We start from the raw sequence: 25,157 nt of genomic DNA, 5'->3' as shown, positions 1-25,157 counted from the left end.
CATGCACCCGTTTCAGTACCAACGCGCCAGCTCCCCCGCCCAGGCCAGCGCCGCCGTGGCCGCCCAGCCCACGGCCGCCTTCGTGGCCGGCGGCACTTCCCAGCTCGACCTGATGAAGGAAGGCGTGCTCCACCCCGAGCTGCTGGTCGACGTGACGCCGCTCGGCCTGACCAGCATCACCCCGCTCGAGGGCGGCGGCCTGCGCCTGGGCGCGGGCGTATCGAACACGGCCGCGGCCCTGCACCCGCTGGTGCGGCAGCGCTACCCGGCCGTGAGCGAGGCCCTGCTGGCCGGAGCTTCCACCCAGATTCGCAACATGGCCAGCCTCGGCGGCAACCCCCTGCAGCGCACCCGCTGCCCCTACTTCCGCGACCCGGCCCAGCCCTGCAACAAGCGGGAGCCCGGCTCGGGCTGCGCGGCCCTGGGCGGCTACAACCGCGTGCACGCCCTCTTCGGGGCTTCGGATAAGTGCGTCGCCACCCACCCCAGCGACCTGGCCGTGGCCCTGGCCGCCCTCGACGCCCAGGTGCAGACCCTCGGCCCCGGCGGCCCGCGCGTCATCCCTTTCACCGAGCTGCACCGCCTGCCCGGCGACACCCCGCAGCAGGACACCACCCTGGCCCACGGCGAGTTGATTACCAGCCTCGACCTACCCGCCTTCAATGGCCGCTCGCACTACCTGAAAGTGCGCGAGCGGGCCTCCTACGCCTTTGCGCTGGTGTCGTGCGCGGTGGCGCTGGAAATGGAGGGCAAGAAAATCCGGCGGGCCCGGGTGGCGCTGGGCGGCGTGGCCCACAAGCCCTGGCGCCTGCCGGCCGCGGTGGAGACTATGCTAGCTGGCCAAAAGCCCAGCGAAAAGCTGTTCCGCGCCGCCGCCGCGCAGGCTTTTGCCGAGGCCCGGCCCCTGGAGCACAACGCCTACAAAATCCCTATGGGCCGCAACCTGCTGGTGCGCGCCTTGCTGGAAACCAGCGGCCTGCAGCCCCTGCAGGGCCCGGCCGGCACGGCCTTCGCCGCCAGCGTGGGCGGGGTCAGCGGCGAGGTAGCCGCGCAATGATCGAATAGCACAGCGGCCCGTCCTGCTGAGCGCAGTGGACGCCAGATCGAGCAGGACGGACGATTGTATTCCGGGCTTTTTCCCGCCAGGACAAGCTTTTACCCCGACTTCCCTTCCAATGCTAGAACACACCGGAAAACCGCTCGACCGCGTGGATGGTCGGCTGAAAGTCACCGGCGCGGCGCGCTTCAGCGCCGAGTGGGACGTGCCCAATCTGGCCTACGGTGCCATCGTCGGCAGCACGGTGGCCCGCGGCACGGTCCGTGCCATCGATACCGCGGCGGCCCGGGCGGCGCCCGGCGTGCTGGCCGTGCTCACCCCCGAAAACGCCCCGCGCCTGCAGCCCCTGCCCGAGAAGGTAGGCGGCACGCTGTTTCGGGGCGAGGGCGGCATGACCGAAACCCGCCAGCCCCTGCAGGACGCCGCCGTGCATTACGCCGGGCAGCCCGTGGCCGTGGTGGTGGCCGATACCCTGGAGCGGGCCCGCCACGCCGCCTCGCTGGTGCGCGTGCGCTACGAGGAGCAAGCCCCGGAGCTGACCATGCAAGCGGCCAGCCACCGCACCCTGCCCGAAACCTTCGTGGGCGCCAAGGACGAAAAGCTGCAGGTAACCGTGGGCGACCCGCAAGCGGCCCTGGCTGCGGCCCCGGTGCGCCTGGAGCGCGTCTACCAGTCGGCCATTACCCACCACAACCCCATCGAGCCGCTGGCCACCATTGCCCGCTGGGAGCAGCGCCCCGGCGGCCCGTTTCTGACCCTGTACGACACCAGCCGCGGGGTGGAGAATCTGCAGGAAGTCGTGTCGACGTCGCTGGGGCTGCCCAAGGAGAGCGTGCAGGTGGTCTGCCCGTTTATCGGCGGCGCGTTCGGGGCCAAGGGCTGGCTGTTTGCCCCGCCCCTGCTCACGGCCATGGCGGCGCAGCTGGTCGGGCGGCCGGTCAAGATCGAGTGGCGGCGGCAGGACATGTTCAGCGTGGCCGGGCAGCGCGCCGCTACCCACCAGACGCTGCGCCTGGGCGCCACCCGCGACGGGAAGCTCCTCGCCCTGCAGCACGACACCCAGACCCACGCTTCCATCACCAGCGGCTACACCGAGCCCTGCGCCCGCGTCTCGCGCATGCTGTACGCGGTGCCCCACCTGGGCTTCTCGCACCAGCTGGCCCACCTGCACCTGCCCTCGCCCTGCCCCATGCGCGGCCCCGGCGAAACCGTGGGCGGCTGGGCCCTCGAATGCGCCATGGACGAGCTGGCCGCCGAGCTTAGCCTCGACCCGGTGGAGCTGCGCCTGCGCAACTACGCCGAGAAGAACCCCGAAACCGGCAAGCCCTGGTCGAGCAAGCACCTGCGCGAGTGCTACGAGCGCGGCCAGAAGCTCATCGGCTGGGACCAGCGCAACCCCAAACCGCGCAGCATGCGCGAGGGCACCCAGCTCGTCGGCTACGGCATGGCCACCACCATGTACCCGGCCGCGCGCCGCCCCGCCGAAGCTCGGGCTACCCTCTTTGCCGACGGCCGCGCCCTGGTGCAGAGCGCCACCCACGAGCTGGGCAACGGTGCCTACACCATCTTCCGCCAGATCAGCGCCGACGGTCTGGCCCTGCCCTTGGAGCGCGTGCGCTTCGAGCTGGGCGACTCCGCGCTGCCCACCGCGCCCACCAGCGGGGGCTCGGCCACTACGGCCACCATCGGCCCGGCGGCGCTGGAAGCCTGCCGCAACGTGCTCACGGCCCTCAAACGCCTGGCTACTCAGAGCCCCCAATCCCCGCTGCACGGCCAAGCCGAAGACGCCATCGAGGCCCGCGACGGGCGGCTGGTGCTCAAGGCCGACGCGACGCGGGGCGAGGACTACGCCGCCATCCTGCGCCGGGCGAAGCTGCCGTCGGTGGCGGCCACGGCCTCGGTCAAGCCCGGCGAGGAGCGGGAGCAGTACTCGTTCTACTCCTTCGGGGCGGTGTTCGTGAAGGTGCGCGTCGACGAGGCCAGCGGCTCCATTCGCCTGGCCCGGCTCTGCGCCGTGTACGACGTGGGCCGGCTGATGAACCCCAAAACCGCGCACTCCCAGATTATCGGCGGGGTGATGATGGGCCTGGGAGCCACGCTGATGGAGGAAACCCAGTACGACCAGCGCACCGGCCGCGCCGTGGTGCGCAACCTGGCCGACTACCACGTGCCCAGCCTGGCCGACACGCCCGACATCACCGTGGAGTGGCTCGGCATCCCCGACCCGCACATCAGCGAGCTGGGCGCCCGCGGCATCGGCGAAATCGGCTGCGTGGGCACGCCCGCCGCCATTACCAACGCCGTGTACCACGCCACCGGCCAGCGCCTCCGCTCCCTGCCGCTTACGCCGGACAAGCTCTTGCGCAGCTAAACGCACCGCGAACCAGCGGCAGAAAAGAAGGTCATGCTGAGCGCAACGAAGCATCTCGTAGGCTGACGTTGACCAATTGGGAAAAGCACGTCCTGCGGAGCCCGGCGAAACCTCTCTGCCTTTTCGTTGAATCGTTCGGTAGAGAGGCTTCGCCGGGCTCCGCAGGACAATACCACCAGGCCAAACACGCGGGATGCTTCGCTCGGAATGACGGTCTGTTGTGGGCGTTTCTGCGTCAGGAAGCCAGATGCTTCGGGCCGCAATGGCGGCCCGATGGGCTGCTTCAAGCTGCCTACGCCGCGCCGGCGTCGGAGGCCTTGATGCGGGCGTCGAAGCTGAACGGCTCCCGGGCCACGATGCGGATGCGCGGAAAGTCGGGGTGGCGGCTGTGCAGCAGGTAGTTGCTTTCCTGCGGCACGATGGACGAGGGCACGCGCAGCACGGCCGAGCGGCGGGCTTCGTACCACTGGCTGCCCAGGGGCTGGCACAGGGCGTAGCGGCTGGCCTTGGCCCAGTCGGGCGGCAAGTCGGTCAGCAGCACTTCTTGCACCAGCAGGTCGTCGGGCACCTCGATGACGAGCACCCGAAACTGCTCGTTGAGGCCCTCCCCGCTGCGGTGGACTACGTTTTCCAGGCAGGCCAGGGCCCGGCTACTGGCGCAGTAGATGACGAACTGGTCCTTGAAATTCCAGCGCGCCCGGTAGCCCGAGGCAAAGAGGCCGTCGGCGTACTTGGCCAGGCAGATGCGGTAGAGCAGCACGGGCTAGGACAGGTCGCCGTGGGCAATGCGCTGCAGCTCCTCGGCCACCAGGTCGATGCCACCCGAGGTTTCGAGCAGGCGTAGGGGCACTTCCTGGTCGAGGCCGTGGGCGGGCTTGTCGAGCCAGCGCAGAAAGGCATCGGCTTGCCCGAACACTTCCACGCCCAGGTTGTAGAGGGCAATAATCTTGAGCGTCTTCTCGCTGCTGGCGGCGCTCAGGGGCCGGTTTTCCTGGGAGTAGCTGCGCAAGGTCTTGGTCGACAGCTCGTAGATGGCCTCCAGCTCGTTGGGCTGCAGCTGGTAGGCCTGGGCTACTTCGAAGGCCGTGGCGGCGGGCACGCCCTTGCGGGCCTCCAGCACCAGGGCGAAGGAGTCCTTACCGGTGCGGCCCCAGGCCGCCCACTTCTTGCGCAGGGCTACGGGCAGCGCCGTCGCGTCTTTGGGTTTGAGGCTGGCAGTGGCCATAGGTGTGGGTTGGTTTGGAGGCCGAAACCTAGGGAAATTTTTCCTTATAACGTGGAAATTTTTCTTTTGGGTTCCATTCATTTAAGAACTACCACCCTTATCTGGCATCCGGCGCAGCACAGGATCTTGCCACGTCAGCTGGTAATCAAGCTATTCAACGTGGTAAGGCCCTTTGCTGCGCGGACGCCAGATGAGAATAACAGACGGGCGGATCATCTGCTCAAAAATTGCAGTAGTCCTCGGTGCCGGTCAGCTGAGCCCAGCGGGCGGCGAGCAGCCTGGCGTAGGGCACCGGGGCCAGCCCGTAGGCGCCGATGGCGTAGCCCTCGTTGGCCTCGACGATGAGCGTGGTACCGGCGTCGGTCAGGCCAAAATCCAGCGCGTAGCCGTGGGGCGCGTCGGCGTAGGCGCCCACGGCCTGCTCCACCACTTGCCGGCTGGGGGCGGCGGCCCAGTCGCCGCGGTAGCGGCGCAGGTCCAGGATGCGGCCGTAGCGCACGAAGCAGCGCCACTCGGCCACGAAGCGGACCGGCTCGGCGCACCACACGGCGGTATCCTGCCCCTGGGTGCCGCAGCCCACCAGGTCGCGGGGGCTGCGCACCAGCACGCCGGTAAACTGCTTGAGCGCGTGCACGGGCTTGACGAACACCGGCCACAGGTCGGGCGTGGCGGCCACGGTATCGAGGGTGGACTGCCAGAGGCGGCGGCCCAGGAAGGGCCGCAGCGCCTCGGGGTAGCTGGCCTCGGCCGGCACCGCTACGCCCAGCTGCCGCAGCGCCGCCTGCACCGAGCCGATGGGGCCCACCACCACGTCGGCGGGTTCCCGGTCGGGCAGCGTTACGGCTTCCAGCTCCGCGGTTTGGCGGAAGGGCACGATTTCCCAGCCCATGTGGCGGAAGCCGTCGAGGGCCACGAAACTGTTGGGGTTCGACCAGTGGCCGTCGGCGTCCTGATGAATAAAAGCGCGCATGATGATTCGCTTGAAACGACACCGCCCGCGCTCCGACGGCGGGAAACCAGCCGGAGCGCGGGCGGAGCCCGAAAGTAGTGTTACCGGGGCTGGGCGGCCTGAATCTGCTGGTTCAGCACCTCGATAACGCGCAGCATTTCCTGTTGGGTGGAATCCTGGTAGGCCAGGGCGTTGGAGCTGTCGGCGCGGTCTTCCCAGCCCGTCAGCGCGGCCAGGGTTTCCAGCCGGGTCACGGAGTCCTCGATGCGGGCGTAGATGGCGGCCCACAGCTCCTGGTTCCAGCGCGGCTGCTGCACCAGGGCCACGCGCAAATCCAGCAGGCTCATCACCACGCCCGACAGCCGTTCGAGCAGGGCGGCTTCGGCGGGGCTGAACGGGCGGGGCTGGTTGTCAATCACGCACAGCACGCCGATGGGCTGCCCGTCGGGGGTGCGCAGGGTGTGGCCGGCGTAGAAGCCCAGGTGCAGGTTTTGCACCAGCCCGGGGTTGATCAGCGCGCAGGGCTCGGCGTGCAGGTTTTCATACACCGTCACGCCCTCGCCCAGCAAGGCCACCGAGCACAGCGTTTCCCAGCGGTTCACGCGGTCCATATCGGGCGGCAGGCCGTGGTTCAGCCCGAAGCGCACCACTTCTTCCTCCACCAGGGCAATGATGCAGATGGGCACCCGAAACAGCTGGGCCGTGAGGCGGGCCAGCTCGGCGAAGGTTTCGTCCTGCATGGTGTTGAGCAGCTGGTAGGGGCGCAACGCCTGCAGGCGGGCCGCTTCGTCGAGCGGCAGCGGATGGGCAACGGGTAAGGGCATACGGGGGTGTGGGTAAGCACGTCATGAAGCCGGAGCGGACACGCGTGGCGGCCGTGCAAAAGTACCGCCTGTTTTTAGTATAGGAACAATGCGGTGGTACGCAGCGGCGGCTACCAGCAGCTCCGCCACGTTCATATCCGCCCGAGGGGCGAACCTATGCAACTCGATGGCCTCGCCGGCCAGCCCAAGCGACATCCCCAACGCGGCATAGATCCAGAATCCATGCTTGTTCCCGGGCGCAAACTCCACCACCCAAAAATCGGGGTGCAGCTTTTCCGTCGGCCCCAGCTCCCACTTGAGGCGGCGGCCGGCCACTGCGCCTCCAGGTGACGCTGCAGGGCGTCGAGATCGTAGGTCATCACGCTGGCCGTTAGCCCAGCACCGCCGCCACCGGCACCTGCGGGTGCAGCACCATGAACACCAGCTCCTGCAGGATGTCGGCCTCCGACATCGAGCCGGCTTCCACGCCCTTGCTCTGCAGATCGGCCCGGCGAATCAGGCGGATAATGTCGCGGGTGCGCGGGTACGGGAAGACTTTCAGCGCCTGCTGGTACTCCTTCTGGGCGTACGGGTTGGCCACGCCGATGCGTTTCCAGTCGGCCGGCGAGGGGTTGGGCAGCGTGTGCAGCTGCAGCAGGCGCAGGAAGAAGTTGAAGAGCAGGGTCAGGTTCGGAATGAGCGGGTTGTCCTTGGGGTTCAGGGCGAAGTGCTGAATGATGCGGTTGGCCTTCAGGATGTCGCGCATAATCAGCGCCTTCTGCAGCTCGAAGATGTTGTAGTCCTTGCTGATGCCCACCATGCGCTGCACCGTGGCCGCGTCGATGGGCTGGCCGGGCTGCAGGTTCAGCTCGATTTTCTGGATTTCGCCCAGCAGCCGGCCCAAATCGGCCCCGATATACTCGCTCAGCAGCTGCACCGCCTCGTCGTGGATGGGGCGCTGGCGCTGGCGCATGGTGGCCTGTAGCCATTGGGGCACCTGGTAGTCGCGCAGCTTATCGGAGGTCAGCAGCACGGCGTGCTCCGCCATGAGCTTGCCGAGCTTCTTGCGGCCGTCGAGGGTTTTGTGCTTGTGGGCGAAGACCAGCACCGTGCTCGGCAGCGGATTTTTCAGGTACGCTTCCAGCATGGTCTGCCCGGCCTCCCCTTCCAGCCCCGGCAGGTTCTGGGCCTCCTTCACGATGACGACGGTGCGCTCGGCCATCATCGGGAAGCGCCGCGCCTGCCCGAGCACCGTCGCAATGTCGGTATCCTTGCCGTAGAGCACCACCTGGTTGAAACCCTTGTCCTGCTCGCTCAGGGCGTTCTTCTCGATGAAGTCCGACACCAGGTCGATGTAGTACGGCTCCTCCCCCTGCAGAAAGTACACCGGCTGAAACTGCCCCTTCTGGAGCTGCGGCATGATCTGGTCGGCGGAAAGGGCGGGCATTGGCGAGGTGATGAGGTGGAGAGGTGGTGAGTTTGATGCGCTGGCATTAGGTAAGTTGAGCGTCAACTCACTATTTCACCATCTCGCCATTTCACCACTGGCAAAGATATGCCCGTTTCCGCTCCTCCCCTGAATGCCCGCCCGGTACGCCTCGGCGCCGGGCTGCTGGCCGTGGCCGCCGCCAAGTTTCTGGTGCAGCTGCTGCTGTCGGGCCGCTACGGCCTGCACCGCGACGAGTACCTCTACCTCGACATGGCCCACCACCTGGCCTGGGGCTACAAGGAAATTCCGCCGCTGCTGGCGCCGCTCTCGTGGCTGGCGCAGGCCGCGTTCGGGCACAGCGTCCTCGGGGTGAAGTTTTTCCCGGCCTTGTTCGGAGGGCTGACGGTGCTGCTCACCGGGCTGATTGCGCGCGAAGCCGGTGGCGGCCGCGGGGCCCAGCTGGCGGCGGGCCTGGCGGTGGCCCTGGCGCCGGTGTACCTGGCCATGCACGGCTTGTTCCAGCCCAATTTCCTGGACGTGTTCTTCTGGACGCTCTACGGCTGGCTGGTTATCCGCTTCGTGCACACCCACGAGCCGCGGCGGCTGCTCTGGCTGGGCGTGGCCATCGGGCTGGGGCTGCTGGCCAAGTACACCACCGCCTTTTACGTGCTGGCCCTGGTGCTGGCCCTGCTGCTCACCCCGCAGGAGCGGCCCTGGCTGCTGACGCGCTGGTTTTGGGGCGCGGTGGGTCTGGCCGCGCTCATTGTTCTACCCAACCTCGTCTGGCAGGCCACGCACCACTGGCCGGTGCTCGGGCACATGCACAAGCTGCAGGAAACCCAGCTCACCAACGTCTCCCCCATCAGCTTCCTCGTCGAGCAGCTGCCCATGACGCTGGCCGGCGCCCCGCTGTGGCTGGCCGGGCTCTGGTTCGGCTTCACCCGCGCCGGTCGGCCCTACCGCCCACTGGCGCTGGCCTACTTTTTCGTCATCGGCCTGCTGCTGCTCAGCCGGGGCAAAAACTACTACGCCGCCGCCGTGTACCCGCCCCTGATGGCCCTGGGCGCGGTGTTTCTGGCGCGCAAAAGTCGGCCGGTGCTGCCCGGCGCCTTGGTCCTGGGCATCGGGCTGACCTTGCCCCTGGTGCCCGCTCTGCTGCCGGTGCTGTCCGTCGAGCAGCTGGCGCGCTACGTGCGGCAGCTGCCCGTCGCCGCCCTCACGCGCTGGGAAGACGGCCGGCAGCACCAGCTGCCCCAGGACGCGGCCGACATGCACGGCTGGGACGAGTACGCCCCGCTGGTGCAACGGGCCCTGGCCCAACTGCCGCCCGCCGAGCGCGCCCACTGCATCGTCTACGGCGACAATTACGGGCAGGCCGGGGCGCTGAACTGGTTTGGGCCCGCCCTGGGGTTGCCCCGCGCCTACACCCTCAACGGCTCCAACGCCTACTGGATGCCCGCCCCCGATTCGGTTACGGCCTTTATCTACGCCAACGAGGGCGACGGACCCGAAGACCTGCGGCAGGCCTTCGGGACGGTGGAAGTCGTGGGGCGGGTGCAGAGCCCGTACGCCCGCGTGCGGGGCAGCGAGGTGCTGCTGTTTCGCCACCCCCGCGCCGACCTGCGGCCCTTCGTCCTCAAGCGCATCAAGGAGGCCCGGGAAGGCTTTGAGTAAAACCCATGCGCGCGGCAGCGCCCCCGCCGCTTACCTTTGCGGCTTCCGTTTTTCGTTGTTGATTTTTCGTTGTTCGAACCACACGATCAGTCGGCGCCGAAAAACGAAAAACCAACAACGAAAAACGCAATGTCCCTTATCGACGAACTGCGCTGGCGCGGCATGTTTCACGACATGATGCCCGGCACCGACGAGCAGCTGAACAACCACGCGCCCGTCTCCGGCTACATCGGCTTCGACCCCACGGCCGCCTCCCTGCACATCGGCAACCTGGCCACCATCATGCTGCTGGTGCACCTGCAGCGCGCCGGCCACCGCCCCGTGGCCCTGGTGGGCGGCGCCACCGGCATGATCGGGGACCCTTCGGGCAAATCGGCCGAGCGCAACCTGCTCGACGAAACCACCCTGCGCGCCAACCAGGCCGGCATCAAAGCCCAGCTGGAGAAGTTCCTCACCTTCGACGACTCGCCCACCGGCGCGGTGGTCGTCAACAACTACGACTGGTTCAAGGAGTTTGGCTTTCTGCAGTTTCTGCGCGAGGTGGGCAAGCACCTGACGGTGAACTACATGATGGCCAAAGACTCGGTGAAGCGCCGCATCGGCGGCAACGAGGACACCGGCGCCGACGGCATCAGCTACACCGAGTTCAGCTACCAGCTGCTGCAGGGCTACGACTTCTACCACCTCTACAAAACCCTGGGCTGCACCTTGCAGATGGGCGCTTCGGACCAGTGGGGCAACATCACCACCGGCACCGAGCTGATCCGCCGCCTCACCGGCGGCGAGGGCAAGGCCTACGCCCTCACCGGCCAGCTCATCACCAAGGCCGACGGCACCAAGTACGGCAAGTCGGAAACGGGCACCGTCTGGCTCGACGCCTCGATGACCTCGCCCTACCAGTTCTACCAGTTCTTCCTCAACGCCGCCGACGCCGACGTGCCGCGCCTGATCCGCGTGTTCACCCTGCTCCCGCAGGCCGCCATCGAAGCGCTGGAAGCCGAGCACGCCCAGGCCCCGCACCTGCGCACCCTGCAGAAAGCCCTGGCCCAGGACGTGACCATCCGCGTGCACGGCCAGCAGGCCTACGAAGCCGCCGTGTCGGCCTCCCAGGTCCTGTTTGGCGGCGGCGACCTGGCCTCGCTCGACGAAGCCACCCTGCTCGACGTGTTTGCCGGCTCGCCGCAGGTGGCAGTGCCCCGCGCCGCGCTGGCCGAGCAGAACGTCGTCGGGCTGCTGAGCGAAACCACTGGCAGCACCATCTTCCCGAGCAAGGGCGAGGCGCGCAAGATGATTCAGGGCGGCGGCGTGAGTTTGAACCGCGAAAAAGCCACCATCGAGCAGCAGGCCGCCGAAGTGCCGCTGCTGCTGGATAAGTACATTGTGGCCCAGAAGGGCAAGAAGAACTACTACCTGATCAAGCTAACGTAGTCGGCTCCGCGGGAAACGCGAAACGGGCGCCTGGTTTGCACCAGGCGCCCGTTTGCGTTTGAGCAGTAGCGTGGAGCGGCGTGACCGGGCCGCCCCGAGGCATTACTTCTTCTTGGCCGGAGCAGCTTTTTTAGCGGCCGGAGCGGCAGCTTTCTTAGCCGGAGCGGCTTTGGCAGCCGGAGCGGCGGCCTTGTCGGTGGCGCTGTTCTTGGTGTTCTGCACCTCAGCGCGGATTTCCTGAGCCATGTTCTTCAGCTCCTGCATGCCTTTGCGCACGCGGGTGCCGGCCGCCGAATTGCTCTTGTCGTAGAACTTCTCGAAGTCAGCTTCCAGCGAGTGAACGAGGTCCCGGAGTTTGCCAAAATTGTTAGCCATGAGAAAGAGAGGGGGGTTAGTGGTGTGAAACAAGGGTTTGACCGTGGCTAATATACGGGCATTTCAAATCAAAGCTAATTTTCGAAAAAATTTTTCAAGGCCGATTGCAGCCCGTACGGGGCAATTTCGCCACCCAAAATCCCCATTTTAGATTTTTGCCCCTCCCTCGATTCTCTTGAATAAGTACAATAACAAAGCCGCCCGCTGCATTAGCAACGGGCGGCTTTGTTATTCGGGCCAAAAGTGCGTTTTAGGCCGTTGCGGGCTGTTTTGAGTACAGGCCCTTATCGAGCTTGGCGGCAATGGCTTCGAAGGCGGCAATGGTCTGGTCCACGTCGGCCAGCGTGTGCACCGCCGTCGGGATGAGGCGCAGCATAATCACGCCTTTGGGCACCACCGGGTACACCACGATGGAGCAGAAAATGCCGTAATTCTCACGCAGATCGAAGGTTAGGGCCGTGGCATCGGGAATTTCCCCGTTTAGAAGCACCGGCGTCACCGGGGTGCTGGTGGTGCCAATGTTGAAGCCCTTTTCGCGCAGGCCGGCTTGCAGGGCGCGCACGATGGTCCACAGGTTTTCTTTCAATTCCGGCTGGCTGCGCAGCAGCTCCAAACGCTTCAAAGCACCCACTACAAGGGGCATGGGCAACGATTTGGCGAAGATCTGGCTACGCATGTTGTAGCGCAAATATTCAATTACCGGCTCGGGTCCGCCGACGAAGGCGCCGATGCTGGCCATGGACTTGGCAAACGTCGAAAAATAAAGGTCGATGCCGTCCTGCACGCCCTGTTCTTCGCCCGTCCCGGCGCCGGTAGCGCCCATCGTGCCGAAGCCGTGGGCGTCGTCGACGAACAGGCGGAAGTTCCACTTCTGCTTCAGGGCCACGATGGACTTCAGGTCGCCCTGGTTGCCCGACATGCCGAAGGCGCCCTCGGTAATGACCAGGATGCCGCCGCCCGTCTCGTCGACGATGCGCTTGGCGCGCTCCAGCTGCTTTTCCAGCCCGGCCATGTCGTTGTGCGGAAACACGAAGCGCTTGCCCTGGTGCAGGCGCACCCCGTCGATGATGCAGGCGTGCGACTCGGCGTCGTACACAATCACGTCGTGGCGCGAGACGAGCGAGTCGATGATGCTCACCACGCCCTGGTAACCGAAGTTGAGCAGCAGCACGTCGTCCTTCTGAATGAACTCGGCCAGCTCCTTTTCCAGCTGCTCGTGGTAGTTGGAGTTGCCGCTCATGATGCGGGCGCCCATCGGCAGGGCCATGCCGAACTCGGCGGCGGCATCGGCGTCGGCCTTGCGTACTTCGGGGTGGTTCGCGAGGCCCAGGTAGTTGTTCAGGCTCCAGGTCAGCACTTCCTTGCCCCGGAAAATCATGCGCGGCTTGATTTCGCCTTCAAGCTTGGGAAAGGTGAAGTAGCCGTGGGCGTAGTGCGAGTGGCTGCCGAGCGGGCCGCGGTTGGCGGCAATTCTCTCAAAAATGTCCACGCGGGGATGCTTTTTGGGTGAGTAAGCGGGAAAAACCGTTTGGCCCACGCCATTCAGGGCGCAGGCCAAATGTGGCGCAAGTTACGAAACCGCGCTCAGGCAACGAGCGTTAGGCGCCGCGATATTCGGCATGGCGAATAGAGTGACAGGTAACAGGTGCCACGTGACAGGTTAAATAAATGGAGCGCCCAATGAACAGCCCGGCCATTTTGCTAAGTCCTGCCAAGTGTCTATATCTTCCTCAACGCCCAGCCCTATTGCTACTATTTGGTCTCGACACATTACCTGTCACCGGTTGCTTGTTACCGAATTTAGCCCTGTTACCTGTCACGTGTTACGTGTCACCCTATTACTTTCGCCACTCCCTTCCCTCCCCCTGCCCCTCTCCGGCATGACAAAAATCACCAAGCTCCTCGTCGCCAATCGTGGCGAAATTGCCCTGCGCGTGCTGCGCTCGGCCCGCGAAATGGGCCTCCAGACCGTGGCCATCTACTCCGAAGCCGACCGCAACGCCCTGCACGTGCGCTACGCCGACGAAGCCGTGTGCGTGGGCCCGCCCGCTTCCAAGGACAGCTACCTGCGCGGCGACAAAATCATCGAAGTCTGCAAGCAGCTGGGCGTCGACGCCATTCACCCCGGCTACGGCTTCCTCTCCGAAAACGCCGAATTTGCCCGCATGGTGAAGGCCGCCGGCATTACGTTCGTGGGCCCCTCGCCCGAGGCCATGAACATTATGGGCGACAAGCTCTCGGCCAAGCAGGCCGTGAAGGCCTACAACATCCCGCTGGTGCCGGGCCTCGACGAGGCCATCAACGACGTGCAGGAGGCCAAGCGCGTGGCCGAGCAGGTGGGCTTCCCGGTGCTCATCAAGGCCTCGGCCGGCGGCGGCGGCAAGGGCATGCGCCTGGTGCACGCCGCCGCGGAGTTCGAGGAGCAAATGCAGCTGGCCGTCAACGAGGCCACCTCCGCTTTTGGCGACGGGTCGGTGTTCATCGAGAAGTTCGTGACGGGCCCGCGCCACATCGAAATCCAGGTGCTGGGCGACGAGCACGGCAACATCGTGCACCTGTTCGAGCGGGAATGCTCCATTCAGCGCCGCCACCAGAAGGTGATTGAGGAGGCGCCCTCGGCGGTGCTCACGCCCGAGCTGCGCGCCGAAATGGGCCGCTGCGCCGTCGACGTGGCCCGGGCCTGCAACTACACCGGGGCCGGCACCGTGGAGTTTTTGCTCGACGACCAGCGCAACTTCTACTTCCTGGAAATGAACACCCGCCTGCAGGTGGAGCACCCCGTCACGGAAATGATTACGGGCCTCGACCTGGTGAAGGAGCAGATCAAGGTGGCGCAGGGCGAGCCGCTCTCCTTCCGCCAGGAAGATTTGAGCATCACCGGCCACGCCCTGGAGCTGCGCGTGTACGCCGAAGACCCGCAGAACAACTTCCTGCCCGACATCGGCCGCCTGCAAACCTACGTGCGCCCCCAGGGCCCGGGCGTGCGCGTCGACGACGGCTTCGAGCAGGGCATGGACATTCCCATCTACTACGACCCGATGATTGCCAAGCTGGTCACCTACGGCGCCAACCGGGAGGAAGCCATTGCCCGCATGCTGCGCGCCATCGAGGAGTACCAGATTACCGGCATCGAAACCACCCTGGGCTTCGGCCGCTACGTGCTCCGGCACCCCGCCTTCACCTCCGGCGACTTCGACACGAACTTCGTGCGCGACCATTTCCAGCCCAGCGTGCTGCAACAGCAGCCCAGCCCCGAGTTGGCTCAGCTGGCCGCCGTGCTGGCCGCCAAGCTGCTCACCGAGCAGAAAGGTGCCGGCGCCGCTACGGCCCCGAATGGCGCAGTTGCGGCCGGGCCGGCATCGAACTGGAAGAAAAACCGGCTGGCCGGGCGCTAGTCCGTCCGCCAGCCCCCTAAAACAGCGCTGCCCGACCGGTCCCGGTCGGGCAGCGCTGTTTTAGGGGGCTGCGTCCTCGTAGCACTCGGGCCGCCAGCCCCGTTGTTCACGGCTGAGGGCGGGGCGCCTCGGCCCTTACTCCGCCTTGATGGCGCGAATGCGCTGCCCGAACTCCGTCACGTAGAGCGTGCCGTCGCCGGCGCTGGTCATGCCGGCCGGCAGGTCGAACTGCGCGGTGCCCACCGGCCCGTCGGTGGCGCCGCTCACCCGCGTGCCGGCCAGGGTGCTCACGTCGCCGGCGGGCGTCACCTTGCGGATGCAGTGGTTGCCGATATCGGCCACGTACAGGTTGCCCTGCGCGTCGAGGGTGATGCCGGTGGGCCCGGCAAACTGGGCCGTGCTGCCGGCGCCGTCGTTGCTGCCGCGCTGGCCCGTGCCGGCCAACGTACTCACGGTGCCCTCGGGGGTAATCTTGCGGATGCGGTAGCCGGCAAAATCCGCCACGTACACGGTGCCCTGCGCATCGACGGCCAGTCCTTCGGGCCCGGCAAACTGGGCTGTGCTGCCGGCGCCGTCGGCGTAGCCGCGCTGGCCGGTGCCGGCCAGGGTGCTCACGGTGCCATCGGGCATGATCTTGCGGATGCGGTAATTGGAGTAATCCGACACGTAGAGCACGCCCCGGGCATCCACCGTCACGCCGTTGACGCTGCTGAACCGGGCGGCCGTGGCACTGCCTTCGGCGTAGCCGCTGGCTTCGGCGCCGGCGTAGGTGCTGACGGTATTGCCGGCAATGCGGCGGATGCAGTTGCCATCGGCCACGTACAGGTTGTTCTGGCTGTCGATGGCCACGTCCACCGGGCCCACAAACCGGGCCGTCGTCAGCGCCCCGTTGAGCGTCCCGGCGGTGCCCGTACCGGCCAGCGTCGACACCATGCCGGCCGGCGTAATCTTGCGGATGCGGGCGTTGCCGGGGTCGGCCACGTACACGTTGCCCTGCCCGTCCACGGCGGCGCCTTCGGGCGCCGCAAACCGGGCCGCGCTGCCCGCGCCGTCGGCAAAACCCTCGACCCCGCTCCCGGCCAGGGTGCTGACCGTGGTATACACCCGCGGCTTCTGCGGGTCCGATTCCTTTTTACCACAGGCGGCAACTCCCAACAGCAGGGCGCCCAGCCGAACCGTCGACCACGACGGGAAAGAGTTAGTCATAAAAAGAAGGGGAAATTGCCCGAAGGTACTGCCCGCCCCCGCACCGGCAAAGCCGCCGCGCTGGTCGCCCCGCACCCAACGGCTCACCCACCTACCGTATCGGCCACGAGGGCCAGCCCCCGGGTCAGGAGCGCGTCGTCGGCGAGGTTGCCCAGGGCCAGGCGCAGGCCGTTGTGCGCCGGGTCGGGCCGGAGCTGGTAGGCGGCGCTGGTTACCACTTCCACGCCGCGGGCCAGCAGCTGCCGCTCCAGGGTGGGCACGTCGGCGGTGGCGGGCAGGGGGAGCCAGAGGTGGAAGCTGGTGGGCTGGGCCTGGTAGGGCAGCCCCCGAAGCGCGGCGGCGGCCAGGGCCTGGCGGCGGCGGGCTTCCTGCTGCTTTTCGGCAATAAGCTGGGCGAGCAGCCCGTTTTGCGCCCAGGCGCCCAGCAGGCGCGTGAGCAGCATCACCGAACCGCCGGTGAGCGTGCGGATGGCGTTGATCAGCTCCTCCCGCCACGGCGGCGGCGCGACGATGTAGGACAGCTTGGCGCCCGGGGCCACGGCCTTGGCCAGGCTGAAGATGTAGAAGCTGCGCTCGGGCGCCAGGTGGGCAAAGCTCGGCGGCGCCCCGGGCTGCAGAAAGCCGTAGGCGTCGTCGTCGATGAGCAGCACGTCGGCGCGGCGGGCCACTTCTACCAACTCCCGGCGCCGCGCCAGGGGCATCACCAGGCCCAGCGGGTTGTGCACGGTGGGCGTCAGGTACACGGCCGCGGCGCGGTGCTGCCGGCACAGGTGCTCCAGCGCCGCCGGCTCCATCCCGTCGGCATCCAGCGGACATGCCACCAGCTGCACCCCGAAGCGCCGGGCCAGCAGCAGAAAGCCGTTGTAGGCCACAGCATCCACCACCACGGTGCGGCCGGCCAGCTGCGCGGCCAGCAAAATGGCCACCAGCGCGTGGTGCCCGCCGCAGCCCAGGTGCACCGTTTCGGGGTCGATGGGGTAGCCGGGGCGCGTGAGCCAGGCGGCGGCTACGGCCCGGTCGGCGGCGTAGTGGCCGGGCGGCTCCATCAGCAGGTAGGCCTCGTCGGATGGCAGCGTCGCCAGGGCTTGGCGAAACAGCTCATGGTGGGCCGGCAGCACCGGGTAGTTGTAGCGCAGGTCAATCATGGGGCCAAGGTAGCGCCACCCACTGAACAGCAGACTGAGTCAAGGCTTCGTGGGTGTACACATGCAGCTGGCTTCCTACCACCGCTTTGTATTTTGCCTTCACCTCCGGCGACTTCGATACGAATTCCGTGCGCGTCCATTTTCAGCTCCGCGTGTTGCAACAAACGCCTAGCCCAGCTCGCCGCCAAGCTACTCACCGAGCAAAAAGGCGCCAGTGCCGCTACGGCCTCGAACGGCGCAACGGCGGGCGGCGCGGCCGTGCCGGTGTCGAACTGGAAGAAGAATCGGTTGGCGCGGTAAAGTTTCCACTGATAGGCTGCAAGCAGAACCGCCCGGCTGGAATCAGCCGGGCGGTTCTGCTTAATTATGCTTACTTACAAAGTAACTTACTTTTGCGCTACTTTATAAAAGCAATTTTCATCTGACTCATACCCAATACAAAATTTAATAGTTTCATTTTGGGTTTCAAAATAAGTATTCACTCCCCCTGCTGTATCCTGTACCAGTTCCGGAAACTTCACTAAATCATCGTCCAGATTAAGGTAAAACCTATCCAGCAATATCCTATTTTCACTTTCAAAAGACCATTCGCCTCTCATCTTTAGTAATAATTTTTTATTGGAGTCATATACTCTACGCTGATATACACCTTGCGGCCGTAATTCAAGTGTATCAAAATTCCCTATGTATTTTGGGGTGTAATGACCGTACACTTCTGCCTCTTCAAAATGATCAACACAAGATGAAAGCAAAAGCAGTGAAAAAAGAAAATATTTTGTTTTCATAACCCGAACTTAATTAAGTCCATTAACTGTAAAAAATAGTTAACTAACCTATTTATACTAAAACCACCCCGCTAAATCCCGTACCCCAATCGGGCGCTCCACGGTGAAGCCTTCCCCGAACTCCACCCCGATAGCGTGGCCGAACTCCCGGGCCCGGCCTTCCATGAAGTGCCAGAATTCCGGCGAGGAAATGTGGGTGTGCGGCTGCCCGTCGGCGGCTACGTTGAACTGCGAGCCGTAGGCGGCCACCGCGGCGCGCTTGGTTTCCCAGTGGGCCGAAATGTCCACCACGAAGTCGGGCTTGAGGTAGCGGTCCTGGATGAAGTGATACACCCGGCCGGGGCGCCAGGCGGCCTGGGGCTGCCCATCCTCGCCCAGCGTCTCAATCATCTTCAGGCCCGAGAGGAAGCAGGCTTCGGAGGCCAGCTGGGAGCCGCGGCCGTGGTCGGGGTGCCGGTCGTGGACGGCGTTGCAGAGCACGATGTCGGGCTGGTAGCGGCGCACGGCCTGGATGATGGGCAGCTGATGCTCCCGGTCGTTGCGGAAGAAGCCGTCGGGCAGGCCCAGGTTTTCGCGCGCACTCAGGCCCAGCAATTCAGAAGCAGCCTGGGCTTCGCGGGCGCGGGTTTCGGGCGTGCCACGGCTGCCCAGCTCCCCGCGCGTGAGGTCCACCACGCCTACTTTTTTGCCTTGCGCAATGGCCGCGGCAATGGTGCCGCCGGCGCACAGCTCCGCGTCGTCGGGGTGCGAAGCCAAAACCAGAATATCGAGTTTCATGCAGTAGTTGTCGGTTGCGCGTTGTCCGTTGTCAGGGCGTGAGGCTTGCAGAACGAACTGGCAACGCGCAACTGACAACGGACAACTCTTTACTTGATCCGCAGCGTACGGCCGACGCGCAGGGTGGTTTTGCCGGTGATGTCGTTCAGACGGCGAATCTGAGCCTGGGAGACGCCGTGCTTGTCGGCAATTTCCGACAGCGTATCGCCCGAGCGGACGCGGTACGACACGGTGCGCCGGGCGGCCGTGGGCCGGTGGCTGCTGCTGCCGCTGCGGGCCTGCACGGCGGCGCGCATGCGGGCCGCCTGCCCGGCGTAGTTGAACAAGGCGGCCGTAATGGCCAGGTTTTCCTTCTTGAGTTGATACTCCGGGAAATTGTAAATCTCCTCGGGGTTGATGGGGTTGCCCTCGTAGCGCACTTCGTAGTGCAGGTGCGAGCCGGTGCTGCGCCCGGTGCTGCCGCCCTTGCCGATCAGGTCGCCGGCTTTCACGAAGGTGCCGGGGCGCACCAGCTGCTTGCTCAGGTGGCCGTACACCGTCTCCAGGCCGTTGTAGTGGCGCACCACGATGTAGTTGCCGTAGCCGCCGCCGTCCCAGTTCACCACGCGCACCACGCCGTCGAAAGCGGCCTTCACCGAGTCGCCGGTTTCCAGGTCCAGGTCCACGCCGTAGTGCCAGCGGTAGCCGCGGAAGCGGAAGCCCGAGGTGACGGGCGTGGTGGTCAGCGGCATCTTGGCCAGGCGCTGCCGGGCGGGGTCGGTCAGGTGCAGGGTGAGCGTGTCGCGGTAGCGGCTTGGGTCGCGGCGGTAGGGGTTCACGTAGCGCGTGTCCCAGATGGAGTAGTAGCCCGCCACCTTGATCCAGGACGAGTCGATGAGCACTTCCTCCGACATTTCCACGATGCTCTGCTCGCCCAGGTTGAGCGTGCTGGTATCCTCGCTGACGATGCTCAGCGGCTTGGCCGGCTTGAACACCGATTTGGCGGCTTCCGAGTTATCGTCGGGCAGCTCTTCCGTCTCAACGACCACCGACGTATCGGGCCGCACGTAGCGGATTTTGGGAGCCCGGATCTTGAAGAAATCCTTGGGAGTGCCCGCTTTGGCCTTGGGCCGGGGCGTGCGGCGCCGTTGCGCCTGGGCCGCCTCGGGGGCGAAGCTCAGCAGTAGAGCCAGCAAACCGAGCAGCCAGAATTTGAATGTGGTTGACAAGTGCAATAGGACTGGGTGGACGTCCCCGCGGGCCACGCTCACCGGCGCAGCCCTCGGGAGCCCGCAAAGGTACGGAAGCCAGGCAAAACGGGCCGGCCCGCCCGTAAGGCAAGCCGGCCCGTTGCAACGGCCAAATCCAATTTTTAGTATTCTGCCGGGACTGAGATGCAGCGCGAAGCTCTGCTGCGCGTTTCGTTGCTGACGCCCGAACGTTACTCGCCGGTTGCCTGGTCCAACGAATCGCGCAGCAGAGCTTCGCGCTACGACCCTTAATGCACGCCCAGCGCCGCCAGGTACCGTTCGGCGTCCAGCGCGGCCATGCAGCCGGTGCCGGCGGCCGTTACGGCCTGCCGGTACACGAAGTCCTGCACGTCGCCGCAGGCAAACACGCCGTCGACGTTGGTCTTGCTGGTGCCGGGAATGGTTTTGAGGTAGCCCTGCTCGTCGTGGTGCAGATACTCACGGAAGATGCCCGAGTTCGGCTCGTGCCCGATGGCCACGAAAAAGCCGTGAATCGGAATTTCGCGCGTCTCGTGGGTCAGCAGGTTTTTCACCCGCACCGCTTCCACGGCATGCTCCCCGAGGATTTCGTCGGTAGCCGAATCGAATAGCACCTCAATCTTGGGATTGTCGAGCACGCGCTTCTGCATGATCTTGGAGGCGCGCATCTCCCCTTTCCGCACCAGCATGTACACCTTGTTGCACAGGTTGGCCAGGTAAGTAGCTTCCTCGGCCGCCGTATCGCCGGCGCCCACGATGGCCACGTCCTTGCCCCGGTAGAAGAACCCGTCGCACACGGCGCAGGCCGATACGCCCGAGCCGTTCAGCCGCGCCTCCGACTCCAGGCCCAGCCACTTGGCCGACGCCCCGGTGGCAATAATGACCGCGTCAGCCGTCAGCGTGTGCTTCTCGTCGATGGTCACGCGGTGCGGGTGGCCCGAGAAGTCCACCGCCGTGGCAATGCCGTAGCGGATATCGGTACCGAAGCGGGCGGCCTGCTTTTTCAGGTCTTCCATCATTTCCGGACCCATGATGCCGTCGGGGTAGCCGGGGAAGTTCTCCACGTCGTTGGTGATGGTCAGCTGCCCGCCGGGCTGCAGGCCCTGGTACATGACGGGCGCCATGTTGGCGCGGGCGGCATAGATGGCGGCCGTGTAGCCGGCCGGCCCCGAGCCAATAATCAAACACTTGACGTGTTCAGCGGCAGTATTCTCCATGAGTTAAAATGCGAATTCCGTAAGGAGCGGCAAAGGTAAGGTCCTCCGCGGGTAGTGCTAGTCAAAACTCGTACTACTCGCTTCAGAATGCGGCTTAATGGCCGAAAAGTACCATTGTGGCAGCCAGCCGGAGCGGGCACCTGCCACTTGGTCAAACAAAAACCCCGACCGTGGGGCCGGGGTTTTCGTCACTGGCAAAAACCAGGAAGGTTATTAGCCCAGGTACGGCTTCAGCGCCTTGCTGCGCGAGGTGTGGCGCAGGCGGCGGATAGCCTTTTCCTTGATCTGGCGCACCCGCTCGCGGGTCAGGTTGAACTTCTCGCCGATTTCCTCCAGCGTGAGCGAATGCTCGCCGTTGAGGCCGAAATACAGCGTAATCACGTCCGCCTCGCGCTTGGTCAGCGTGGAGAGGGCGCGCTGCACTTCCTTGCGCAGCGAGTCGTTCATCAGGCCCATGTCGGGCGACTCCTCGTCCTCGTTTTCGAGCACGTCGAGCAGGCGGTTTTCCTCGCCCTGCACAAACGGCGCGTCCACCGATACGTGGCGGCCCGAAATCTTGAGCGTGTCCACCACTTCCGAGGTGGTCAGCTCCAGCACTTCGGCAATTTCCTCCGGCGAGGGTTCCCGCTCGAACTTCTGCTCCAGCTCCGAAAACGACTTGCTGATCTTGTTCAGCGAGCCGACGCGGTTCAGGGGCAAACGTACGATGCGCGACTGCTCGGCCAGGGCCTGCAGAATCGACTGGCGAATCCACCACACGGCGTAGGAGATGAACTTAAAGCCGCGGGTTTCGTCGAAGCGCTTGGCGGCTTTGATCAGGCCGAGGTTGCCCTCGTTGATCAAATCACCCAGCGACAGACCTTGGTTCTGGTATTGTTTGGCCACCGACACCACGAAGCGCAGGTTGGCCTTGGTGAGCTTTTCCAGCGCCTGCTGGTCGCCTTCCTTGATGCGTTGCGCCAGCGTTACCTCCTCGTCGGGAGTGAGCAGATCGACCTTGCCAATCTCCTGGAGGTACTTATCCAGCGACTGACTTTCGCGGTTGGTAATCTGCTTGCTGATTTTAAGTTGTCTCATTGTAGACGGGCGCGAAGGGTAAAAAGGTGCAGGTTGGTCTTGTTGAGAGGATTCCTAACGTGAACCTCGGTCAGAAGGGGCTAACAGCACCTTCCAACCGAAAGTTCGCGTCAAGGGTTAGGGCCTTCCTACGGCGAAACTGGTACTAGCGGGTAAACCGCTCCGGACGCGGGCCCCGGTCGGGGCGCGGGCCGCGGTCGGGCCGGTCGCCGCGCTCCGGACGGTCACCCCGCTCGGGGCGCTCCGACGGCTCGACGTAGCCTTCCGGCTTCGGCGTGAGGCTCTTCATCGACAAACGGAATTTGCCGGTCTTCTTGTCAACCTCAACCAGTTGCACTTTCACTTCCTGGCCCACCGTCAGCACGCCTTCCAGCGAAGGCAGACGGTCGTAGCTTACTTCGGAGATGTGCAGCAGGCCGTCTTTGCCGGGCATGAACTCCACGAACGCACCGTAGGCCTGGATCGAGCGAACCGTACCGCTGTACGTCTCGCCCACTTCCGGCGTCGCGGCGATGCCGCGGATGCGGCCCACTGCCGCCGCCATGTCGTCGGCGTTGGAGGTGTAGATGTACACGTGGCCCTTCTCGTCCTTCTCCTCGATGGTGATGGTGGCGTTGGTGTCCTTCTGGATCTGCTGCACCACTTTGCCGCCCGGGCCGATGATGGCGCCGATGTACTCCTTGTCCACCAGAATCTTGGTGGAGCGCGGGGTGTGGGGCTTCAGGTCGGCCGCGGTTTCGCTGATGGTCTTGGCCATTTCGCCCAGGATGTGCAGGCGGCCTTCGCGGGCCTGGTGCAGCGCGGCGGTCATGATTTCGCTGGACAGGCCCTGGATTTTGATGTCCATCTGGCAAGCCACGATGCCTTTCTCCGTGCCGGTCACTTTGAAGTCCATGTCGCCGAGGTGGTCCTCGTCGCCCAGGATATCCGACAGCACGGCGTACTCACCGGTTTCCTTGTCCTGCACGAGGCCCATGGCAATGCCCGAAACGGCGGCCTTGAGCTTGATGCCGGCGTCCATCAGCGCCATCGAGGAGGCACACACGGTAGCCATCGACGACGAGCCGTTCGACTCCAGGATGTCCGACACCACGCGGATGGTGTAGGGGTTTTCGTCCTCGGCGGGCAGCACTTTCTTGATGGAGCGCATGGCCAGGTTGCCGTGACCGATTTCGCGGCGGCCGGGGCCGCGGTTGGGCTTCACCTCGCCGGTCGAGAAAGCCGGGAAGTTGTAGTGCAACAGGAACTTGTTGTAGCCCGACACCATGGCCGAGTCCACAATCTGCTCGTCGAGCTTGGTACCCAGGGCCACCGTGGTCAAGGACTGGGTTTCACCGCGGGTAAACAGGGCCGAGCCGTGGGCACCGGGCAGGTAGTTCACCTCCGACCAGATGGGGCGGATTTCCGTCAGCTGACGACCGTCGAGGCGGGTGCGCTCCTTGATCATCATGTCGCGGATGGCCTTCTTCTCGGCCGAGCCGTAGTAGCGCGCGAACATCTTCTGGTCCAGCTCCGGCTGCTCAGCCAGCAGCTTTTCCAGCAGCGGCTTCTTGATGGCCGAGAAGCCTTCCTTGCGGCCGGCCTTGCTCGGGTTGCCCGATTTAGCCACCTCATACGCAGCCTGATACACGGCTTCGTTAATGCGCTGCTTCAGCTCTTCGTTCTCGTCGTACTTGGGGTACTCGCGCTTCACGTGCGACTTTTCGATGGCCTGGGCCAGCTCCTGCTGCACGCGCACCTGCTCCTTGATGGCCTCGTGGGCGTAGGCAATGGCTTCCACCATTTCCTCCTCGCTCACTTCGTTCATCTCGCCTTCCACCATAGCCACCGAGTCGGCCGTGGCGCCCACGATCAGGTCGATGTCGGCGCGGGCAATGTCGGCGGTTTTGGGGTTGATCTGCAGCTTGCCGTCGATGCGGGCCACGCGAACCTCCGAGATGGGGCCGGCGAAGGGAATATCGGAAATAGCCAGGGCAGCCGACGCGGCCAGGGCGGCCAGGGCATCGGGCTGTACGTCCTTATCGGCCGAAATCAGCGAAATCATCACCTGCACCTCGTAGTGATAGTCCTTGGGGAACATCGGACGCAGGATGCGGTCGACGATGCGGCATACCAGGATTTCGTAGTCCGACAGGCGGCCTTCGCGGCGCTGGAACGAGCCGGGAATCTTGCCGGCACCGCCGAATTTCTCCTGGTAGTCTACCGACAGCGGCAGGAAGTCCACGCCTTCGCGCTGCGAGGGCTGCGACACGACCGTGGCCAGCAGCATCGCGTCGCCGAGGCGCACCACGACGGCGCCATCGGCGAACTTGGCTAGCTTGCCGGTTTCGAGGGAAATCTGCCGACCGTCGGGCAGGGTAATGTGTTTGGTAACCGCGTTGTAAGGAGGCATTCCTTCAGGGGTAGCTTGGGGTTGGAACAGCGTTTTGGCAGCGAAGCCGGGCCGGCTCAGGGAAGCGGCGCGGAATATCCGACTCTTTTAAAGCAACGTGCCCGGCCAACGAACGTGTGCCGGGCAACGCAAAAAAAGCAGGGAACCCGGCCGGCGGGCTCCCTGCTTTCTGGAGTGGGTTACTTGCGGATGCCCAGCTCCTTAATGATGGCGCGGTAGCGGGTGATGTCGCGCTGCTGCAGGTAGTTCAGCAGACGACGGCGCTTACCTACCAGCTTGAGCAGGCCCAGACGGGTCGAGAAGTCTTTCTTGTTGACTTTCAGGTGCTCCGTCAGGTGCGAGATACGCGTGGTAAACAGCGCGATTTGCGATTCGGCCGAACCGGTGTCGGTTTTGGTCTTGGCAACGCCGTGCTGTTCGAAGATAGCCTGCTTGGCTTCGGTAGTGAGTTTCATCGGCAGATAGGGAGAAAGCCCCGTCTTGGATTAAAAGTGTGAAAAAGGGTATACGCCGGCAACATAGCTAGGCGTGGCGCAAAGGTAAGAAAATATTCGGCCCGTTGGACGGAATGCGGATTGAATAAGGTCTGAATCCGTCAGTTACTGAGCATTAAAAAAGCGTTTGCCCGGGCTTGCGACCCGGGC

At 64.9% G+C, this 25,157-nt stretch carries 21 protein-coding genes and 1 pseudogene; 6 read left to right on the top strand and 16 right to left on the bottom strand.

Annotation, left to right across the window (positions count from 1 at the left end; genetic code table 11):
• Position 1 precedes the first annotated feature (1 nt).
• Together DLM85_RS04135 and DLM85_RS04130 are read left to right on the top strand one after the other, a co-directional pair.
• Positions 2-1,057: an FAD binding domain-containing protein gene (locus tag DLM85_RS04135; RefSeq protein WP_111476782.1), complete on the top strand. Its 1,056-nt coding sequence runs from the start codon at positions 2-4 to the stop codon at positions 1,055-1,057.
• A 118-nt stretch (positions 1,058-1,175) separates the two neighbouring features.
• The gene (locus tag DLM85_RS04130) at positions 1,176-3,428 is read left to right on the top strand and encodes a xanthine dehydrogenase family protein molybdopterin-binding subunit (protein WP_111476781.1); all 2,253 of its coding nucleotides are present in this window, start codon (positions 1,176-1,178) and stop codon (positions 3,426-3,428) included.
• A 292-nt stretch (positions 3,429-3,720) separates the two neighbouring features.
• Here DLM85_RS04130 and DLM85_RS04125 read toward each other — a convergent pair whose 3' ends face one another.
• The 5 genes from DLM85_RS04125 to holA form a co-directional block, all read right to left on the bottom strand.
• On the bottom strand, positions 3,721-4,188 hold the full coding sequence (locus tag DLM85_RS04125; protein WP_111476780.1) for an RES family NAD+ phosphorylase: 468 nt from the start codon (positions 4,186-4,188) through the stop codon (positions 3,721-3,723).
• Between the two features lie 3 nt (positions 4,189-4,191).
• The gene (gene parS / locus DLM85_RS04120) at positions 4,192-4,653 is read right to left on the bottom strand and encodes a type II RES/Xre toxin-antitoxin system antitoxin (RefSeq protein WP_111476779.1); all 462 of its coding nucleotides are present in this window, start codon (positions 4,651-4,653) and stop codon (positions 4,192-4,194) included.
• A 220-nt stretch (positions 4,654-4,873) separates the two neighbouring features.
• Complete coding sequence (locus DLM85_RS04115; protein ID WP_111476778.1) at positions 4,874-5,623, bottom strand: ATP-grasp domain-containing protein; 750 nt, start codon at positions 5,621-5,623, stop codon at positions 4,874-4,876.
• A gap of 80 nt (positions 5,624-5,703) precedes the next feature.
• Positions 5,704-6,426, bottom strand: a complete 723-nt coding sequence (locus DLM85_RS04110) for a GAF domain-containing protein (protein ID WP_111476777.1) — start codon at positions 6,424-6,426, stop codon at positions 5,704-5,706.
• 370 nt (positions 6,427-6,796) lie between these two features.
• Positions 6,797-7,852 carry a DNA polymerase III subunit delta gene (gene holA, locus DLM85_RS04100; protein ID WP_111476775.1) on the bottom strand — a complete coding sequence of 352 codons (1,056 nt, stop codon included), beginning with the start codon at positions 7,850-7,852 and terminating at the stop codon, positions 6,797-6,799.
• Between the two features lie 108 nt (positions 7,853-7,960).
• Between holA and DLM85_RS04095 the strand changes: the two genes are divergently transcribed.
• Both DLM85_RS04095 and tyrS read left to right on the top strand, forming a co-directional pair.
• A complete protein-coding gene (locus tag DLM85_RS04095; RefSeq protein ID WP_111476774.1) occupies positions 7,961-9,508 on the top strand; it encodes a glycosyltransferase family 39 protein in 1,548 nt (515 codons plus the stop codon).
• A gap of 129 nt (positions 9,509-9,637) precedes the next feature.
• Positions 9,638-10,936, top strand: a complete 1,299-nt coding sequence (gene tyrS / locus DLM85_RS04090; RefSeq protein WP_111476773.1) for a tyrosine--tRNA ligase — start codon at positions 9,638-9,640, stop codon at positions 10,934-10,936.
• A 201-nt stretch (positions 10,937-11,137) separates the two neighbouring features.
• Here tyrS and DLM85_RS26275 read toward each other — a convergent pair.
• Positions 11,138-11,311, bottom strand: a pseudogene (locus DLM85_RS26275) (histone H1); the annotation flags it as partial.
• Between the two features lie 250 nt (positions 11,312-11,561).
• Positions 11,562-12,800, bottom strand: coding sequence for an aminotransferase class I/II-fold pyridoxal phosphate-dependent enzyme (locus tag DLM85_RS04080; protein WP_111477497.1), 1,239 nt, complete (start codon positions 12,798-12,800; stop codon positions 11,562-11,564).
• A gap of 391 nt (positions 12,801-13,191) precedes the next feature.
• Between DLM85_RS04080 and accC the strand changes: the two genes are divergently transcribed.
• Positions 13,192-14,706 carry an acetyl-CoA carboxylase biotin carboxylase subunit gene (gene accC, locus DLM85_RS04075; protein ID WP_111476771.1) on the top strand — a complete coding sequence of 505 codons (1,515 nt, stop codon included), beginning with the start codon at positions 13,192-13,194 and terminating at the stop codon, positions 14,704-14,706.
• Positions 14,707-14,841: 135 nt separating this feature from the next.
• On the opposite strand, the gene DLM85_RS04070 is transcribed toward accC, so the two are convergent.
• Both DLM85_RS04070 and DLM85_RS04065 read right to left on the bottom strand, forming a co-directional pair.
• Positions 14,842-15,912, bottom strand: coding sequence for an NHL repeat-containing protein (locus tag DLM85_RS04070; protein ID WP_111476770.1), 1,071 nt, complete (start codon positions 15,910-15,912; stop codon positions 14,842-14,844).
• An 83-nt stretch (positions 15,913-15,995) separates the two neighbouring features.
• Complete coding sequence (locus DLM85_RS04065; protein ID WP_111476769.1) at positions 15,996-17,057, bottom strand: aminotransferase-like domain-containing protein; 1,062 nt, start codon at positions 17,055-17,057, stop codon at positions 15,996-15,998.
• A gap of 86 nt (positions 17,058-17,143) precedes the next feature.
• Here DLM85_RS04065 and DLM85_RS24930 point away from each other — a divergent pair, with 86 nt between their 5' ends.
• Positions 17,144-17,482: a hypothetical protein gene (locus DLM85_RS24930; RefSeq protein WP_133256896.1), complete on the top strand. Its 339-nt coding sequence runs from the start codon at positions 17,144-17,146 to the stop codon at positions 17,480-17,482.
• On the opposite strand, the gene DLM85_RS24925 is transcribed toward DLM85_RS24930, so the two are convergent.
• From DLM85_RS24925 to rpsO, 7 genes are all read right to left on the bottom strand, one after another.
• Entirely contained in the window at positions 17,444-17,842 is a 399-nt protein-coding gene (locus DLM85_RS24925) for a hypothetical protein (RefSeq protein ID WP_133256895.1), read from the bottom strand. The genes DLM85_RS24930 and DLM85_RS24925 overlap by 39 nt on opposite strands.
• Before the next feature lie 57 nt (positions 17,843-17,899).
• Complete coding sequence (gene bshB1, locus DLM85_RS04060) at positions 17,900-18,619, bottom strand: bacillithiol biosynthesis deacetylase BshB1 (RefSeq protein WP_111476768.1); 720 nt, start codon at positions 18,617-18,619, stop codon at positions 17,900-17,902.
• A gap of 89 nt (positions 18,620-18,708) precedes the next feature.
• The gene (locus DLM85_RS04055; RefSeq protein ID WP_243635859.1) at positions 18,709-19,827 is read right to left on the bottom strand and encodes a M23 family metallopeptidase; all 1,119 of its coding nucleotides are present in this window, start codon (positions 19,825-19,827) and stop codon (positions 18,709-18,711) included.
• 269 nt (positions 19,828-20,096) lie between these two features.
• Positions 20,097-21,044, bottom strand: a complete 948-nt coding sequence (gene trxB / locus DLM85_RS04050; protein WP_111476767.1) for a thioredoxin-disulfide reductase — start codon at positions 21,042-21,044, stop codon at positions 20,097-20,099.
• 213 nt (positions 21,045-21,257) lie between these two features.
• Positions 21,258-22,121, bottom strand: a complete 864-nt coding sequence (locus tag DLM85_RS04045) for a sigma-70 family RNA polymerase sigma factor (RefSeq protein WP_044513580.1) — start codon at positions 22,119-22,121, stop codon at positions 21,258-21,260.
• Between the two features lie 145 nt (positions 22,122-22,266).
• Positions 22,267-24,513 (bottom strand): polyribonucleotide nucleotidyltransferase, encoded by a 2,247-nt coding sequence (gene pnp / locus DLM85_RS04040; RefSeq protein ID WP_111476766.1) that lies wholly within the window; start codon positions 24,511-24,513, stop codon positions 22,267-22,269.
• Positions 24,514-24,692: 179 nt separating this feature from the next.
• Positions 24,693-24,968 (bottom strand): 30S ribosomal protein S15, encoded by a 276-nt coding sequence (gene rpsO, locus DLM85_RS04035; protein WP_111476765.1) that lies wholly within the window; start codon positions 24,966-24,968, stop codon positions 24,693-24,695.
• Between the last annotated feature and the right edge of the window lie 189 nt (positions 24,969-25,157).

The organism is Hymenobacter edaphi, assembly GCF_003258365.1.
GTDB classification, from domain to species: Bacteria; Bacteroidota; Bacteroidia; order Cytophagales; family Hymenobacteraceae; genus Solirubrum; species Solirubrum edaphi.
The sequence above is the reverse complement of the archived record's forward strand: the minus strand, read 5'-3'. Positions and strand labels throughout refer to the sequence as shown.